This is a genomic window from Cellvibrio zantedeschiae, assembly GCF_014652535.1.
GTDB lineage: Bacteria > Pseudomonadota > Gammaproteobacteria > Pseudomonadales > Cellvibrionaceae > Cellvibrio > Cellvibrio zantedeschiae.
In genome coordinates this window covers 150,502-167,244 of the sequence record NZ_BMYZ01000002.1, presented here as the reverse complement: position 1 = coordinate 167,244, position 16,743 = coordinate 150,502, and the positions used below count along the sequence as shown (strand labels likewise).

12 protein-coding genes are annotated in these 16,743 nt (G+C 44.5%); 4 read left to right on the top strand and 8 right to left on the bottom strand.

Features of this window, described 5'->3' with window-relative positions:
• Positions 1-35: 35 nt before the first annotated feature.
• From IE104_RS11490 to IE104_RS11470, 5 genes are all read right to left on the bottom strand, one after another.
• A complete protein-coding gene (locus tag IE104_RS11490; protein ID WP_189418689.1) occupies positions 36-851 on the bottom strand; it encodes a polysaccharide deacetylase family protein in 816 nt (271 codons plus the stop codon).
• Positions 852-915: 64 nt separating this feature from the next.
• A complete protein-coding gene (locus IE104_RS11485; protein ID WP_189418687.1) occupies positions 916-3,111 on the bottom strand; it encodes an alpha-glucuronidase family glycosyl hydrolase in 2,196 nt (731 codons plus the stop codon).
• Between the two features lie 148 nt (positions 3,112-3,259).
• Positions 3,260-3,793 carry a sugar O-acetyltransferase gene (locus IE104_RS11480; RefSeq protein WP_189418685.1) on the bottom strand — a complete coding sequence of 178 codons (534 nt, stop codon included), beginning with the start codon at positions 3,791-3,793 and terminating at the stop codon, positions 3,260-3,262.
• A gap of 17 nt (positions 3,794-3,810) precedes the next feature.
• Entirely contained in the window at positions 3,811-4,335 is a 525-nt protein-coding gene (locus tag IE104_RS11475) for a hypothetical protein (RefSeq protein WP_189418683.1), read from the bottom strand.
• Positions 4,336-4,362: 27 nt separating this feature from the next.
• The gene (locus IE104_RS11470; RefSeq protein ID WP_229837860.1) at positions 4,363-5,130 is read right to left on the bottom strand and encodes an arylamine N-acetyltransferase family protein; all 768 of its coding nucleotides are present in this window, start codon (positions 5,128-5,130) and stop codon (positions 4,363-4,365) included.
• A 115-nt stretch (positions 5,131-5,245) separates the two neighbouring features.
• On the opposite strand from IE104_RS11470, the gene IE104_RS11465 reads away from it, so the two are divergent.
• The gene (locus IE104_RS11465; RefSeq protein ID WP_189418681.1) at positions 5,246-6,145 is read left to right on the top strand and encodes a DMT family transporter; all 900 of its coding nucleotides are present in this window, start codon (positions 5,246-5,248) and stop codon (positions 6,143-6,145) included.
• Positions 6,146-6,232: 87 nt separating this feature from the next.
• Here IE104_RS11465 and IE104_RS11460 read toward each other — a convergent pair whose 3' ends face one another.
• The 3 genes from IE104_RS11460 to IE104_RS11450 all read right to left on the bottom strand — a co-directional run bounded on the left by IE104_RS11460 (position 6,233) and on the right by IE104_RS11450 (position 11,827).
• The gene (locus IE104_RS11460) at positions 6,233-8,686 is read right to left on the bottom strand and encodes a glycoside hydrolase family 3 N-terminal domain-containing protein (RefSeq protein WP_189418679.1); all 2,454 of its coding nucleotides are present in this window, start codon (positions 8,684-8,686) and stop codon (positions 6,233-6,235) included.
• Positions 8,687-8,884: 198 nt separating this feature from the next.
• Positions 8,885-10,216 carry a xylose isomerase gene (gene xylA, locus IE104_RS11455; protein WP_189418677.1) on the bottom strand — a complete coding sequence of 444 codons (1,332 nt, stop codon included), beginning with the start codon at positions 10,214-10,216 and terminating at the stop codon, positions 8,885-8,887.
• 123 nt (positions 10,217-10,339) lie between these two features.
• Entirely contained in the window at positions 10,340-11,827 is a 1,488-nt protein-coding gene (locus IE104_RS11450; RefSeq protein ID WP_189418675.1) for a xylulokinase, read from the bottom strand.
• A gap of 294 nt (positions 11,828-12,121) precedes the next feature.
• Here IE104_RS11450 and IE104_RS11445 point away from each other — a divergent pair, with 294 nt between their 5' ends.
• The 3 genes from IE104_RS11445 (at position 12,122) to IE104_RS11435 (ending at position 16,731) form a co-directional block, all read left to right on the top strand.
• On the top strand, positions 12,122-12,850 hold the full coding sequence (locus IE104_RS11445; RefSeq protein ID WP_189418673.1) for an NUDIX hydrolase: 729 nt from the start codon (positions 12,122-12,124) through the stop codon (positions 12,848-12,850).
• A gap of 314 nt (positions 12,851-13,164) precedes the next feature.
• Complete coding sequence (locus IE104_RS11440; RefSeq protein ID WP_373298489.1) at positions 13,165-14,679, top strand: sugar porter family MFS transporter; 1,515 nt, start codon at positions 13,165-13,167, stop codon at positions 14,677-14,679.
• A 213-nt stretch (positions 14,680-14,892) separates the two neighbouring features.
• Positions 14,893-16,731, top strand: coding sequence for an endo-1,4-beta-xylanase (locus IE104_RS11435; protein ID WP_189418671.1), 1,839 nt, complete (start codon positions 14,893-14,895; stop codon positions 16,729-16,731).
• Positions 16,732-16,743 lie beyond the last annotated feature (12 nt).

Genomic DNA, 16,743 nt, shown 5'->3' with positions numbered 1-16,743 from the left:
AAGCTGCCTTTTTATTTAGATGGATATTATTACAATTATTTTTGCTGATGCGCTTTTACATACTTCATTTCGTTCACGAAAGTATCCACCCAATAAATATTTTTATTTTTGGCAAGATATTTGATGAGTTCCTCATGCGCTTCTGCAGATACACTTAAATGATCGCCACCCACACCGTGAAACGTAAAATTGGCCATAGTACCTTTTTCAGCAGCCTCTTTAACGATATCAATAAGTTGTTGCCCAGTCACATTAGCCGGAAACGCAACGCCTACGGCGTAAGGGTCAAGCTTATTCATATCAGGCGTAACGCCACCGCTTTCTAATTTAATAGCGACGAATTCAGATTTCACTGCATTAATATAATTCTGACCGCCAGCTTCTTTATCAACACATGGCGCAGTAAAAGTTCTATCGCGTTTACCATCAATTGCATAAAGCACTGTGTTAGCAAGAACAACTTGATCTTTCATTTGCGCAACTGTCAGCTTATCAAGATCGCGCCCAGCCTCTACCCAATCACGGCCCGGTTTCGATTTTGCGCACTGATGGAACAAACTGTGATTCCCCAGCTCGTGACCTTTCTTTGCTGCAGCTCGCCATTCGGGCAAACGTTTATCAATCGTAGGACTTGAAAGCTGCAAATAAAATGTACCTTTTAAACCGTATTTATTCAGCGTTGGAATCGCGTGATCTAATTGCGAATCCAGCGCGTCATCGTAAGACAAACTCACGGCCGCCTTTTGACCTTTTGGCCATTTAAATGCTGTACTTGCATCCGCCGCGTAAGTGCAAGATGCACCTAATATGCTACTTAATAAAACACTCAACACGATTTTATTTTTTTTCATCATATTTACCTGTCAGTTGTGTTTGACCTATTTTTAATTACTTTCTTAGTTTTTTTGTCGCCGCTTATTTCAACACACGACTTGCGCCCGCCGGATGCCATGGATCTGGAACATAAGTTGTACGCGCCAACATTTTATAATATTCCAAATCATGAGCAGGTTTTTCATAACCGTCTGGAATCGGCAATTTGGAAATACTTTGGAAATATACCACACAAGAATCACGCCAGCGGACTGCGTCGCGTTCTTGCACTGCCAACAATGCTTTCACGTGCGCAAATCGCTCCGCATCAATCTGGCCTTCCATTTTATTCCATTCGGTTTGCATAGTACGCACCTGTGTAACACCGGAATAATATTTATCAACCAACTCCGCCCACAGGGTTTTACCCGATTTCATTTTGTAATCCCAAGGCAAATGATGGAACCACAGCATTAAATCTTCTGGCACTGTATTGAGATCCGCATATTGCTTGGCAAGCTCGGCAGGATATTGTGCCAAAGCGTTTGAGCCTGTCGCGGTGCGGTTAAAACCAATACCATCTTCCGCCGCGCGGTGATAATAAACAGCATTCCAATCAGCACGCCCCATGTCTGCTGTCCAGGGCGCAGGGCCGTAATGATCACCTTGCGAATACAAATGCGTTAAGCCTAATGGCGAACGATAGTTCACTCCAGCTTCGCGCGAATCCATCATGATTTTCTTAATAGGTGCAATAAATTTTTCCTGATTCGAAAATGTCATACGTAACCATTCATCTGCAATTGCGTCAGATGTCAGCGAATAATCCCACGCCATACGGCCAAAAGCGTACCAGCTGGATTGCACAAAGGGATGCCCAGTCCAGTTACGATCTGTACCGGGATTAATAACCGCTGCCATACCTGTACGCGGATTTTTATTAGTCGCTTTATTTAATTGCCCGCTCAAAATATTCGCTAAAGTTGACCCCTTACCTTTTACCAGCAAATCTGTTTTCAAAGCCTCTTCAAACAAAGGGCCTTGATAAGCAAGATGCGTTGCAAAACCAAAATATTCCTGCGTAACTTGAACTTCCATCATCATGTTGGTTTTTTTCAAAGAACCAAAAAGCGGTGATACAGGTTCGCGCGGCTGAAAATCAATGGGACCATTTTTAATTTGCAGAATAACGTTTTCTTTAAACTTGCCATCCAGTGGTGTGAATTCATCGTAAGCACCGCGGAAGCGATCCCCAATATCGGGGTGATAAACAAATGCTCGCCAAAACACCACGCCTTTAAAAGGTTTTAAAGTATCAGCCAACATGTTGGCACCATCGGCGTGATTGCGGCCATAACCTTGCGGACCAGGTTGCCCTTCAGAATCGGCTTTAACTAAATAGCCACCGAAATCGGGAATGTAGGAATATATTTTTTCTGCACGCGCTTTCCACCAAGCCTGGACGCGTGGATCAAGTGGATCCGCCGTGTCTAAATCGCCGTAGGCACGCGGTGCGTTGTAATTAATCGATAAATATAATTTGATGCCGTATGGACGAAATACTTCTGCAAGCGTTGCAATTTTTTTCAGGAATTGATCGCTCATTAAACGCGGATCAGCATTCACGTTATTGATTACAGTGCCGTTAATACCAAGCGATGCATTGATGCGCGCATAATCTTCATAGCGTGGGCTTTTCAATTCGGGCAAGGTTCCCCAATCCCATAAAGATAAACCTGCATAACCACGTTCAACCAAACGATTTACATTGTCCCAATGGTTCACGACTCTGTATTGCAGTTTTGGTGAGCTAGCGATAGAAATATTATTTAGCGATTGTTCTGTTTGCAGCAAACGCAGCAAATGAAAACTACCGTAAAGCACACCTACATCTGTGTTAGCTGCGATGACAATTTGATCAGCATTGCCAATGCGACTTTTTTGGATCAGGTAACCTTCATCACCAACCGACGCCAAGCGTTTTTTAAGATTAAGTGATGCTATAAGTTTCGAATTCGCAGGAGTGCCTATAACAACGCCCATCGCATTAACATTAGATGTTTGTGCAACGGTTTTTTTCAACAATCCCGACAAGCCGCGCTGCAATTCGCTCGCGGCAATTTTAATGGTTTGGGAGTTTCCTTCCGCAATAACTTGCTGAAACTGTGACTGGTATTCTTGTCGCAAACTGTCATTGGCGACCGGCTGATAACGCAGCCACATATCGTAGCCATCTTCAGCGTAAGAGAGAGGGGCTAGCAAACAACTTATAAGGATGAACAGACTGAATTTACGCATAAGAATCCCACTGCATATTCAAAGGCTGGCGATGTAGCTCGCCATGAGTTGATTTAAATACTGATCATTTTTATCTCAGGCACTAACTATAGCACTTGCATACAAGTTGACGTAAATTAAGAAATGTTTTTTTAGCTTCAGGCGAAGGTTATTGGATCGGCTTTATTACCCGACAAGGATTACCAACAGCCACAACCCCCTCCGGGATATCACCCGTTACCACACTGCCAGCTCCTATAACGCTCCCCTTACCAATAGTCACACCTGCGAGGATAATGGCGCCCCCACCAATCCAGCAATCGTCGCCAATAACAATGGGGGCGCAGAATTCCTTACCACTGGCACGCTCAATCGGGTCCAATGGATGGGTTGTGCCGTAAATTTGTACATTTGGACCAAACAATACCCGATTCCCAATATGCACTTCGCCCACATCCAGAATCACGCAATTGTGGTTAGCGTAAAAACTTTCGCCCAGAAAAATGTTTTTCCCGTAGTCGCAAAAAAAATTGGGTTCAATGTACGCACTAGATACCTTGCCAAATAATTCTTTGTATATCGGCTTGCGCGCTTTGTGCTGATCAGCACGCAGGGCATTCAACTGCTGACACAACAGCTTCGCACGTTTGCGCGCAGCAACTAGCTCAGGATTGAATGGATCAATTTCGGTGAAGTTTTTCATAATCTAGCCTGAGATCACTATTTAGCTTTTTCTGCAGAATCGGCTTTTTCTGCTTCGGCTGATTTTTCAGGCGCAGGTGTAGACGTTTCTGGTACCGATGCTTTTTTACCGAAAGCCTCTTCTAAAGATTTTTTGTCAACAGAATTAGCTATTCCAGATATATATTTTGCAACTTCCGAATTTCCCATAAGCTCCTGCATCGCCACTTGGCCAAGAATTTGAAAGCTGGTTCTTATTGCACCTTCACCTTCGTTCTTCAAGGCCTCCTGGGTTTCAAATTTGCAACGCTGGGTCAGCAACTCTATCGTGAGCTCGCCAATATTCTTGTTAAATGCTTCACCTTGCTTATTGGAAACATTACTCAGTGATTTAACACTGGGGTGCGCTGACATAGCAGCGTATATCCATTTGATTAAATTTTCTTTGTCTTGTTGGGTAGTGTTTTTAACCAAACACTTTGCCATTCCATCGGTGTATGGACCCGCGTATACATAAGAGCTGCACATTAAAATAATGATAGAAAATATTTTTAAAAGCCTCATAGAATTTCCTTAAATAAATGAAAGATATTACTGAATAATGCCAAACTCTTGTTTTAATAATAGGGGGATATCTTGCAAAGCATAATCTTCCAATTTTGTTATGCCCTGCTCTATTGTTTTTAACCGCGTGCCCAATAAAATTTTTCGCCCGCGTGGATTATGCTTCACGACCAACAATTTTTGCACAAAAACGGTATCTGGATTTTTGGAATTAAAATAGTTGGCCGGGATAAAATCCAACAAGTCATGCGGATACAAATCAAATTCAAACTGGCTAACCCATTCGCCATCTACCAAGGCTTGCAAGATGTAGTTTTTGCCATCCTCACACAACAATTTAAAATAATCATCATCTTGCTGTACGATCTGATTTATCTTGCTCAACGGAAAAGGAATTCGCAGGCCAAAGCTACCAAATCCAACATCACACAGATAAGACTCACCTGCTAGTTTAGCAACTACAACCATATGGGTTTTCGGCCAGCGAGTTGGATAAAACATAGGGCGTGCACCGATCAAATCATAATCTATTTGCAATTCTGCCAATGCCATCGCGAACAAACTATTCACTTCATAGCAATAACCGCCCCGCGGGTGGTAAACAATTTTATTGACTATATTCTGTGGCTCAATGGATACCAATTTTCCGGCTTGAACATCCAAATTCTCGAACGGCACATTAAACAACTGGCCTCGCATCAAGGCTGTTAAGGTCGCAAGATCAGCTCGCGCGTCACCGAAAAACGCTATGCGCTTGCAATAATCCGCAAACTTAAAATTATCTGCTTGTATCATTATTTATCCTGTTAACACTCGCACGGGAACATTGGGGACAAACGTCACTACATCTTGTCTCTGGCTTAGCCCTATAATGACGGTCTTGTAGAATTTATACCAGTAGAGTAAACCAATGGAATTAAAATCAAGCCATATTTGGTTAATGGTTATTGCCAGCACTTTTTTTTGGGGCAGCAATTTCAACGCGGGGCATGCCGTTGCGGCTGACGTCACACCTTTAACCGCTGCGGCAGAGCGTTTTGCTATTGCACTGGTGCTTTTCTGGGCTATTCGCTTTTTTTTTGGCGCTGCCGAATCACAACTTTCAAAACGTGACGCTTTTATTTTAGTTCCACTCGGTGTGATAGGTGTCTTTGGATTTAATTACGCTTTTTTTACCGCGCTTCATACTACATCCGCACTCAACGCGGCCTTGATCATGGCATTATCGCCATTGGTTTCTACGCTTTTATCCGTCCTATTATTGAACGTAAAAATTCGTCTTTACCAATATATCGGTATGCTAATCGCATTTATTGGTGTGACTTTTGTTATTACCGGCGGGCACTTCAGCATGTTGCACACAGCGATAGGTGACTTATGGATGTTACTTGCCTGCGGAGTATGGAGCCTTTATAGCGTCGGCTCCAAAAAATTTGCGCCACATATTCCACCCTTACAATTTGCGCGCTGGACAGTGAGTATTGGAGCAATCGCACTTATCATTGCAGCAATCGTTATCGAGCAGCCGTTTAATGCAATTGGACAACTATCACTTCAGACTCACAGTATTTTAATGTACATGGGTGTGTGTGGTTCTGTGTTGGCATATATTTATTGGCTGCGCGGTGTATTTTTTCTTGGGCCAGAAAAATCTGCTATAGCGTTTAATTTGGTACCTGTTTTCACATTGCTCGTGAGCCTTGCATTCGGCTCGATTCCGAATGCGGTGCAGGTATTGGGAATGTTATTAGTGTTAGCTGGCGTATTAACCTCAAGTGGCTGGAAGCCAAAAGCGCTGACAAATGCTTAAATGAGCCCCAGAAAAAACCGCAGCTAAACTGCGGTTTTTTCATTTCAGAACTAGAACTGGAACTGGAACTGGAACTGGAACCACATATTATTTCTTCGCAACCTTAACGCCGCTGAAATAAACTTTTTGTTGGCTAATATCAGTAACGTCACCTGTCACATTAAATTCACCTTTGCCGTGAATATCCTGAGATGAAGAACCTACCATGACTTCGATCTTGCCTGGCTCTACAACATATTTCATATCAGTGTTGTAAAAACCCAATTGATTAACCGCAAGACTGAAAGTCACTACCGTTGATTCCTTTGGTTTTAAATTAATACGTTTAAAACCTTTCAGCTCTTTTACAGGGCGAGTCAAACTTGCGACTGCATCATGTGTATATAACTGAACAATTTCATCACCTGCGCGTGCGCCTGTGTTGGTTACTGTTACGCTTACATCAACCGAATCACCGGCTTTGGCTTCAGTTTTATTAATACTGAAATTTGAATAGCTAAATGTGGTGTAACTCAAACCATATCCAAACGGATAAAGCGGAGTCGTTTCAGTAAATTCATATCCACGTTTTGCTGCTGGTTTGTAATTGTAATAAACCGGCAAATGACCAACCGAACGCGCAATACTCACTGGTAATTTACCACCGGGGTTTACATCACCAAACAAAACTCGCGCAACCGCACGGCCGGTTTCCTGGCCAAGGTACCACCCTTCAAGAATCGCAGGTGCTGTTGCGGCAATTTTTGTGATGGATAAAGGGCGGCCGTTATTAAGTAAAACAATCGTTGGTTTTCCCGTTGCGAGCACCGCGTCTACCAATTCTTGCTGTTGCCCCACTAAATTTAAATCGGTGCGATCGCCCAAATGATTCTCAGCCCAAGCTTCACGCGAAGTCGCTTCGTTATCACCAACAACCACTAAGGCAACATCACTTTTTTGTGCAGCGGCGACTGCTTCTTCGATCATACCTTTGGTATCTGCAGGCGTCGCCAATTCTACTTTGTCAGTATTCCAGCGTTCTTTTGAGCGGCTATTAGCGGCAACTGAATCAGCACCTGGAGTCCATTTATCCAACGTAATTAACGTACCTTGCGCATAATTCACTTGTACCTTGGCACCCACATATTCTTTGATGCCTTGCAATATGCTTACGGTTTGCTTGGGAACATCGCTGTATCCACCAAGCAAGGTTTCATTAACATGTGGACCGATAACGGCTATGGATTTCAATTTCTTGATATCAAGCGGAAGAATATTTTTATCATTCTTCAACAACACAATTGTTTTTTCAGCCGCTTGTTGTGCGAGTGCACGATGCTTTGGATTGCCAACAAACTCATCAACACCTTTAGTTTTAACATAGGGATTTTCAAATAACCCCAAGGTAAATTTTTCACGCAGAACGCGTGCAACGGCTGTATCAAGTTGTTGATTAGTAATTTTTCCTTCTTTAACCCAATCAATTAAATAGGGGTAAGAATCTGCGTCAGGCGTCTCGATATCAACACCTGCATTAAACGCAATTAAAGCAGCATCTTTACGAGTTGCAGCCAGGTTGTGGCGATTAACCAATTCATTGATTGCGAAATAATCACTAACCAACAATCCATCAAAACCCCACTCGCCGCGTAAAATTCCATTCAACATTTTTCCGTTGGAATGTGAAGGAACACCATCTATTTCGTTGTACGAAGCCATCACGCTACGCGGATGAGATAACTTAACAACCGCTTCAAAAGGAAATAAGAAAATTTCACGCAAGCCACGCTCGCCAATTGGGGCAGGTGCGGTATTTAAACCTCCTGTTGGCTCACCGTGTCCGGCCAAATGTTTTAAGGTTGCTGCAACATGTGTTTTAGCAACACCACTCTCGCCACCTTGAAAACCTTTAACGGAGGATACACCCATAGCCGCAATCAGATATGGATCTTCGCCCATAGTTTCTTCAATTCGACCCCAGCGCGGGTCGCGCGCCACATCGAGAATTGGTGCAAGCACCTGCTGCGCTCCGCGCACACGAACTTCTTGGGCAATAGTTGAAGATATTTGTTGAACCAACTCTGGATCCCAGGTGCTCGCCAAACCTATGGCTTGCGGGAAACTGGTAGAGTTACGGCCAGCATGACCGTGAAGCGCTTCTTCGTGAAAAAGAACGGGAATTCCCAAGCGCGTATTTTCCAGCACCCATTTTTGAATCGCGTTGGTAAACAATGCGGTTTGCAATACAGATTTATTGGGCGCTTTTTTATTTTCTGCGGGACGTGCTACCTCTCCGATTCCAAGGCTTAAAAATTCTTTTGCATGCTCACTGGTAAATTCACCGCTATCGGTTTCCAGTTGCTTTCTTTTTTCCCACACAGTTTCAAGTTGCGCGACTTTTTCTTCCAACGTCATGCGCCCAAGCAAATCTTTAACGCGGGCATCAGTGGGTTGTTTTGAATCTTTATAAAGTGGAGTTTCTGCAAGTGCAATTAAACTCATGCTTGCACTAACTGCAGCAATCATGAGCGACATTAATATTTTTGTGTGTTGTTTTTTCATAGTGTTTGCCTGATAAATTTATACAGCTGGAAACTGAGATGGTTTTTACAGCTGAGAGTTATTATTAAAAAATTAAGGCCACAAATAAAAACTGCCAGTCGTTCGAGCTTTCGCCCGCCTGACTGGCAGCTATCTTACATCAATCGCCTAGCCAAATTTAGCATTGCTAAACCTGGCTAACATTTATTAACGAAAGTATTAACGAATGTAACGGTTGATGGTGTTTTCGTACAACTCTTGACGACCACTTTGCAGTACAACTTCACCGCCAGCGTTACCAATGTCAGCCAATTGTTGCAGAGTCAATTTACCTTGTTCGTAAGCAGCACCGTTACCTGAATCAAATGATGAGTAACGCTCTTTGCGCATTTTCTCTAATGGAGATTTTTGCAACAAATCGTCAGCAATCAACAATGCGCGTGCAAATGTATCCATACCGCCAATGTGGCCGTAGAACAAATCGATAAAGTCTGGAGAGTTACGACGAGCTTTCGCATCGAAGTTAACACCACCACCTTGCAAACCGCCGCTGCGCAACAACACCAACATCATTTCAACAGTTTCGTTGATGTTGTATGGGAACTGGTCGGTATCCCATGCGTTTTGGTAATCGCCGCGGTTAGCGTCCAATGAACCCAACATGCCAGCGTTTGCAGCTGCTTGCATATCGTGGCACATAGTGTGGCCAGCCAAAGTAGCGTGGTTAGTTTCCAAGTTGAGTTTGAAGTCTTTGTCCAAACCGTGGTGACGCAAGAAACCAATTACAGTTTCAGCATCGAAATCGTATTGGTGCTTTGAAGGCTCCATTGGTTTTGGTTCGATGAAGAACACACCTTTAAAGCCTTGGCCACGTGCGTAATCACGAGCCATAGTCAGGAAACGAGCCATGTGCTCTTGTTCGCGCTTCATGTCGGTGTTGAGCAAGCTCATGTAACCTTCACGACCGCCCCAGAATACATAGTTTTCGCCGTTCAATGCGATGGTTGCATCCAAGGCATCTTTCAATTGCGCACCAGCGTATGCCACTACGTTGAAATCAGGGTTAGTAGAAGCACCGTTCATGTAACGTGGGTTAGAGAACAGGTTTGCTGTGCCCCACAACAATTTCACGCCAGATGCTTTTTGTTTCTCTTTTGCGTATTCAACGATGGTTTGCAAACGCTTTGAAGTTTCTGCACGAGTTGCGCCTTCATCGATCAAGTCGATATCGTGGAAGCAGTAGTAAGGAGTGCCGATTTTGGTAATGAATTCAAATGCAGCATCCATTTTCTCACGCGCACGGCCTACCGCATCAGTAGTAGAAGACCATGGGAAAATTTTGGTGCCTGGACCGAATGGATCGTGACCAGCGCCGTTGAAAGTGTGCCAGTAGCAAGTAGCAAACTTGAAATGCTCTTTCATAGTCTTGCCAGCAACAACACGATTTTCATCGTAATATTTGAATGCTAATGGATTATCGGAATCAGCGCCTTCAAAAGCGATTTTACCGACACCAGGAAAATATTCTTTGCCACCAAGAACAATACTCATAATTTTAACCTCTTAATTTTCTTTAAAGATTTAAACAACTTTGATTTTCTAAAAACTATTTCTGAAACATTTAACCAATTTAATTTCTTAAATTTATTCCGTTATTTTGTAAGTACCCAACAATTACTCCGCAGGCAAAAGGGCCACCCAATGTTGATACGCATCTTGATACTGCGCCAGTAAATTACTATTGGGTTCAATCACACCTAAACGCGTCAAGCCACCAAAGGCTTCTTTTTGCGAAGCGTAAAAACCAACACCTAAAGCAGCTGCACGCGCAGCACCTTCGGCACCATCCGTTTCATATAATTCCACAGCGGCTTGTGTAGTATTGGCAAATGCTTGCGTGAAAACATCACTCAAAAACATATTGCCTTTACCCGCACGCACCACATCGCAACTGCCGCCTAAAGATTTCAACACGTCGAAACCTTGATTAAGCGAAAACACAATACCTTCTTGCGCCGCGCGCACCATGTGGCCTAAACCATGGCGATTGAAATCCAGATTGCGCAATTGCGCCCCCAGATTTTTATTTTGGAAAATTCGCTCTGCACCGTTGCCGAAAGGATGGAAAACCAAACCATCGCTACCTACCGCAACTTGTTCGGCCAAACCGTTTAATACCGGATAGGAAGGTGTAGCGCCAGCAGCACTAATGGTTTGACGCAACCACGAATACAAGCGACCACAACCATTTACACAAACCAATACACCATTGCGATTTTTTTCTGCCGTGCTGGTAACGTGTAAAAACGTATTCACACGAGATTCAACATCAGCCGCAGGTTTATCAGTCACACCGTAAATTACGCCAGAGGTTCCCGCCGTTGCTGCAACTTCACCTGGTTCCAAAACGTTTAAACTAAATGCATTGTTAGGTTGATCGCCACCGCGATAACAAACTTTTACGTTTGCGCCCAAACCTAAGGCCACTGCAATATCAGCGCGCACTGTGCCTTGCTCACCAAAACTTGGAACAATTGTAGGGATAACTGCCGGGTCAATTCCCCAATGGTTTAACAGTTCAGTAGCAACGCGTTGCTCTTTAAAATCCCACAAAGTACCTTCAGACAAACCTGAAGCGGTCGTGGTTATTTCGCCAGTTAATTTCATGGCGATGTAATCACCCGGCAACATAACCTTGTGAATTTTGCTAAAAATCTCTGGTTGGTTTTGTTGCACCCAACGCAGTTTTGCCGCGGTAAAGTTACCGGGCGAATTCAATAAATGACCAAAGCAATAATCCGTACCCATTTCTGCCAAGGCAGCATTTCCTAATGGAACGGCGCGGCTGTCGCACCAGATAATGGATGGACGCAATACTTTTTGTTCTGCATCAACAACGACCAAACCATGCATTTGGTAAGAGATACCAATCGCCTGGATTTGCTTGCTATCGAATTTACCGCTTGCGAATAATTTGGCAGCACCTTTTTGGATGCAATCCCACCAAACTTCCGGATCTTGTTCCGCAAAGCCTACTTCAGGGCTCGCAATCGCCAATTCGGTTTCGGGATAGGACAAAGCGCCTACACATTTCCCGGTTTTACCGTCGAGTACAGATAACTTGGTGGAGGAGCTTCCAACATCAATACCTAGAAACAACATAATGAATCTCTTTCAGTGGAGTATATAAGGAGCAACAAATTCCATTCGCTAGCAAAAACAACATAGCTTAGGATACTTATTATTTTTGATAGGCATATCATATCTTATTGTCTCATTGACCACAAGCCTGCAAATCGGGGTTTTGGCCTTATATTTTTTATGGACAATTAGATGATCATGGTTACAATGAGGCCGCGCGTCCAGTGCAATACTGAATCTCGCGCCATTTTTACAATAATATTACTCATTGCTCTTAGAATAGCCGTTTAACGCCAATTCGCTTAGGAACTCATTGTGTCAAATACTGCGACGCCACCCATTAGCCATGTCGAGCCTTTGCGCTCTCCAAATGACGTTATCAAGGCACTTTCTATCGACAACCTGATTTTCGGCCTTGATAACGACGAGCTGAAAATTCTGTTGGTGAAACAGACTGACCCTATGCACCAGGGCAAATGGGCACTTCCCGGTGGATGGATTCGTTATGACGAAAACCTGCGCGATGCAGCCTATCGTTTACTGGAAGAATTGACCGGCGTTAAACAGCTTTATCTTGAACAATTGAAAACTTTTGGCCGCGTTGACCGCTTCCCGACCGAGCGCGTTGTAACTATTGCTTACTACGCATTGGTCAGTGCTGAACACTATTCGCTGGTAGCCGGCCAAAGCGCTGCAGACGTGAGCTGGCAAAGTGTTAATGCCCTGCCCGAATTGATTTATGACCATGCCGAAATTATTGACTATGGCATGAAGTTTTTGCGTCATCAGGTTTGTCATCAGCCTATTGGCTTTAATCTGTTACCCGAAAAATTTACCTTACTCCAACTGCAAGCGCTTTATGAAGCAATCCTCAATACCAAATTGGATAAGCCTAATTTCCGCCGCAAAATCATGAAAATGGATTTGCTGACGCCGTGCAACGAAAAGCAACAGGGTGTACCTCATCGCGCAGCCAATCTTTACCGTTTTGATGCAGAAGCCTATAAACATTTGACCGAAAGCGGCTTCTCTTTCGAGATCTAAACTTTTCTTAACAGGAGCCTTCTGGCTCCCTGTATACAACCAACCAAATTCCCCCACCAAGCATATAGTCATTTAAACCATATTGGTTTACCATAATCTCGCGTCTATGAATCATTGTGCGCTAGCACAGCCAAAATAGCCGAAAACTACTAGAGAATAAGCAAGTTTTGCAACCTGAACCGTATGCTAAAAACCCGGCATTATGTTATGGTCGCGCATCCCTTTAACCAGCGCGTGCCTGGCAAGGGACTCCAACCAACGGCTTGTTAAACATAATTTCAATAAACCCATAATTTAAAAAAGCAGGTGTCACCATGCATTCATCATCCTCTACTAATGAGGTCGGCATTTCACTGGATTCCAGCGAAAGAAACATGACCTCTATCGTTATTATCAGCATCATCGCCACCATTGGCGGATTTTTGTTTGGTTTTGACAGCGGCGTAATCAACGGCACTGTTGATGGATTGAAAATAGCGTTCAATTCAGAATCTGCCGGTACAGGCTTTAACGTTGCCTCAATTCTCCTGGGCTGTGCAGTAGGTGCATTCTTCGCAGGCTCATGGGCTGATACCTATGGTCGTCGCGGCATTCTGATCCTTGCTGCTTCACTCTTTATCCTATCTGCCTGGGGTTCAGGCATCGCCAGCTCATCACTTGAGTTTGTTATTTATCGCTTGATTGGCGGCCTGGCGATTGGTGCTGCGAGTATCATCTGCCCTGCTTATATTAGTGAATTGGTACCTGCCGAATATCGCGGCAAACTCAGCTCTATTCAGCAAATTGCGATCATTTCCGGTTTAACCGCTGCATTCCTTAGCAACTACTACCTGGCTTCTACCGCCAGCCACGAAGTTTGTGCAACTGCGAATATTGCTGCTGATGCCTGTAAAGCTTACATCACAGAAAACAACGTAAAAGGTTCAACCATGCCATTGTGGATGGAATATGCCTCATGGCGCTGGATGTTCTGGGTAGGCATTATTCCCGCAGCTATCTTTTTGATTACTTTGTTGTTAATTCCTGAAAGCCCACGCTTCCTGGTTGCCAGCGGCAAGAAAGAAAAAGCTTTAGGTGTTTTGACCAAGCTCTATGGCGCTAAAGCTGCTGCACAAACCGTAGATGAAATTTACAAATCTATCGCTCATGACCACAAGCCAGCGTTTTCTGACTTAATTGATAAAACCAAAGGCCGTATCCGCCCAATCGTTTGGGTAGGTGTTGGCTTGGCTGTGCTGCAACAATTTGTGGGCATTAACGTAGTTTTCTACTACGGTGCAGTACTCTGGCAAGCAGCTGGCTTTTCTGAAAATGACTCCTTGTTTATCAACGTAGGCTCAGGCCTTGTTTCCATCGCCGCTTGCTTCATTACCTTTTTCTTCGTGGATAAGATTGGCCGCAAACCATTGCTGTTGGTAGGCTCAATCGGCATGACCGTAACCTTGGCGTTGGTTGCATTTGCATTTATGGGCGCACCTGTAGATGCCAAAGGCAACTTAATCCTGAGCAGCACCATGGGCGTTACCGCTCTGATTGCAGCTAACCTCTACGTAATTTTCTTCAACCTTTCCTGGGGTCCAGTTGTATGGATCATGTTGGGTGAAATGTTCCCTAACCAAATCCGTGGTACAGGTTTGGCAATTGCCGGTTTTGCACAATGGGCAGCGAACTTCCTGATCACCTGGACTTTCCCAATGCTGCTTGCATCAAGCCTCGGCTTGGTAGGCGCCTACAGTATTTATGCTGCTTTCTCACTCTTCTCAGTATTCTTTGTAATCTGGTGGGTGAAAGAAACCAAAGGCGTGAAACTGGAAGAAATGGAAGGCTAATTTTCCTCCATTTCCACCGCATAAAAACCGCCCTTGCTGCGATAGAGGGGCGGTTTTTTTATGGGCGAAATAAAAATCTACTCGGTAAAAACGCCTCTGGAATTTGTAAATAAATCCTTACACTTTTGCCAAATCCAAACCTATACAAGCCTCGCATACTTATGGTGTAATTGACTAGAACCACAACTTATACATAAAAATAATGGAGTTAGCATGCGTACAATCAACCTCGTTCCTTTACTAGCATTTAGCCTAATTGTGTCTGCCTGCGGCGGCGGTGGAGGCGGGTCCAGCGGCCCCGATACACCACCCGCTACCAGCAGCTCAGCAGCAACAAGTAGTAGTTCAGTGAGTTCCAGTTCTTCATCGAGCTCATCAAGCTCGGTCAGTTCGTCCAGCTCAAGCTCATCCAGCAGTTCGGTTGCAGCGACTAGCAGCTCCAGCTCGTCAAGCTCTGCCGCTTCTGGCAATACGCTTACAATCGATATGACAACTGGCTGGCGCGGCAACTCAACCGGCGCCAATACAAACTCAGGCGTAACCTACGACAAAGGTGTTGTTTTCACCGCAAGTGGCGATGGTGTAGGCGCAGTGTTTGATGTTGCCAAACCCACCCAGCTTGAAAAAGCAACGGTGGAGATGATGGTAAACGTAAGCAGCGAATTCAAAGCCAGTGGCGCCAATTTGCAAATCTATGCCCAGGTTAAAAATACCTGGGCGGGAGAATGGGATTGCTGGAGCGGTAACGGCGAGCTTACCGCCGGCACTGATAGCAAAGTGACTTGTACAATCAGCGAAACCGATAATCGCTTCAACCAAACGGCAAACGATGTACAAGTGGGTATTCAAGCAAAGGGAACTCCAACAGGCACCGTAACCATCAAGAGCGCGAAAATAACCTTGGCGCCCGCTACATCAAGCTCCAGCTCTACAGCTACAAGTTCAGCGAGCACATCGTCTTATGCTGCCAATGTGGCGCACCTGAAAGATTTGGCGACCTTCCCGATTGGCGTTTCCGTATCCAATACAGATGCTCCGGCCTATAACATACTCACCAACACCGCTGAGCAAACTGTGGTGGAAAAGCACTTCAACCAAATGACTGCGGGCAACATCATGAAGGTGAGTTACTTGCATCCAAACAATACTGGCAACGCAAGCGATTTCACTTTCACCAATGCGGATGCATTTGTGGATTACGCGAAATCAAAAGACATCAAGATTCACGGTCACGCATTGATCTGGCATTCGAGCTATCAAGTCCCCAACTTTATGAAAAACTGGGCGGGCACCTCGGATGAGTTTTTGACCATGTTGGATACTCACGTAAACACCATTGTCACCCACTACAAAGCCAAGGGTAATGTAACCAGCTGGGACGTGGTAAACGAAGCGCTTACTGACGGTTCACCATCCACTTTCCGTTCAACCGACTCTACTTTTTACATGAAGAGTGGCAACAGCGCAGTCTATATAGAGCGCGCATTTAAAGCGGCGAGATTGGCCGATGCGAATGTAGATCTCTACTACAATGATTACAACATCGACCAAAACAATGCTAAAACCACCAAGCTCGTTGAAATGGTTACGGACTTCCAGGCGCGCAGCATTCCAATCACCGGCGTGGGTTTCCAAATGCACGTGTTTATGGACTACCCCAGCATCGAGAACATTAAAGCGGCTATGAAAAAAATCGCTGATAAAGGTTTGAAGGTAAAAATTACCGAGTTGGATGTTGCCATTAACAATCCCTATAGCAGCGGTTGGTCTGTCAGTACTGCAACCCAATACACCAGCACGTCGGCTCTCGCTCAAAAGAAACGTTATTGCGACATAGTTGCGGGCTACAAAGAAGTGGTTCCGGAAGCACAGCGTGGCGGTATTACCGTGTGGGGAACTACCGACGCTAACACCTGGTTAACCAGTGCAACTTCACAATATAACGGTCAAGCACTTGCGTGGCCCTTGTTGTTCGACAACAACTACAACGACAAACCTGCACTGCGCGGTTTTGCGGATGGTTTAACCGGTACAGCCTGTACCAATCTTTAATTTTTAAAGGCT

What these genes read in the sequence shown, in the direction of transcription:
- IE104_RS11490 (WP_189418689.1), bottom strand. Translation starts at nt 851, where the DNA reads ATGAAAAAAAATAAAATCGTGTTGAGTGTTTTATTAAGTAGCATATTA.
- IE104_RS11485 (WP_189418687.1), bottom strand. Translation starts at nt 3,111, where the DNA reads ATGCGTAAATTCAGTCTGTTCATCCTTATAAGTTGTTTGCTAGCCCCT.
- IE104_RS11480 (WP_189418685.1), bottom strand. Translation starts at nt 3,793, where the DNA reads ATGAAAAACTTCACCGAAATTGATCCATTCAATCCTGAGCTAGTTGCT.
- IE104_RS11475 (WP_189418683.1), bottom strand. Translation starts at nt 4,335, where the DNA reads ATGAGGCTTTTAAAAATATTTTCTATCATTATTTTAATGTGCAGCTCT.
- IE104_RS11470 (WP_229837860.1), bottom strand. Translation starts at nt 5,130, where the DNA reads ATGATACAAGCAGATAATTTTAAGTTTGCGGATTATTGCAAGCGCATA.
- IE104_RS11465 (WP_189418681.1), top strand. Translation starts at nt 5,246, where the DNA reads ATGGAATTAAAATCAAGCCATATTTGGTTAATGGTTATTGCCAGCACT.
- IE104_RS11460 (WP_189418679.1), bottom strand. Translation starts at nt 8,686, where the DNA reads ATGAAAAAACAACACACAAAAATATTAATGTCGCTCATGATTGCTGCA.
- xylA (WP_189418677.1), bottom strand. Translation starts at nt 10,216, where the DNA reads ATGAGTATTGTTCTTGGTGGCAAAGAATATTTTCCTGGTGTCGGTAAA.
- IE104_RS11450 (WP_189418675.1), bottom strand. Translation starts at nt 11,827, where the DNA reads ATGTTGTTTCTAGGTATTGATGTTGGAAGCTCCTCCACCAAGTTATCT.
- IE104_RS11440 (WP_373298489.1), top strand. Translation starts at nt 13,165, where the DNA reads ATGCATTCATCATCCTCTACTAATGAGGTCGGCATTTCACTGGATTCC.
- IE104_RS11435 (WP_189418671.1), top strand. Translation starts at nt 14,893, where the DNA reads ATGCGTACAATCAACCTCGTTCCTTTACTAGCATTTAGCCTAATTGTG.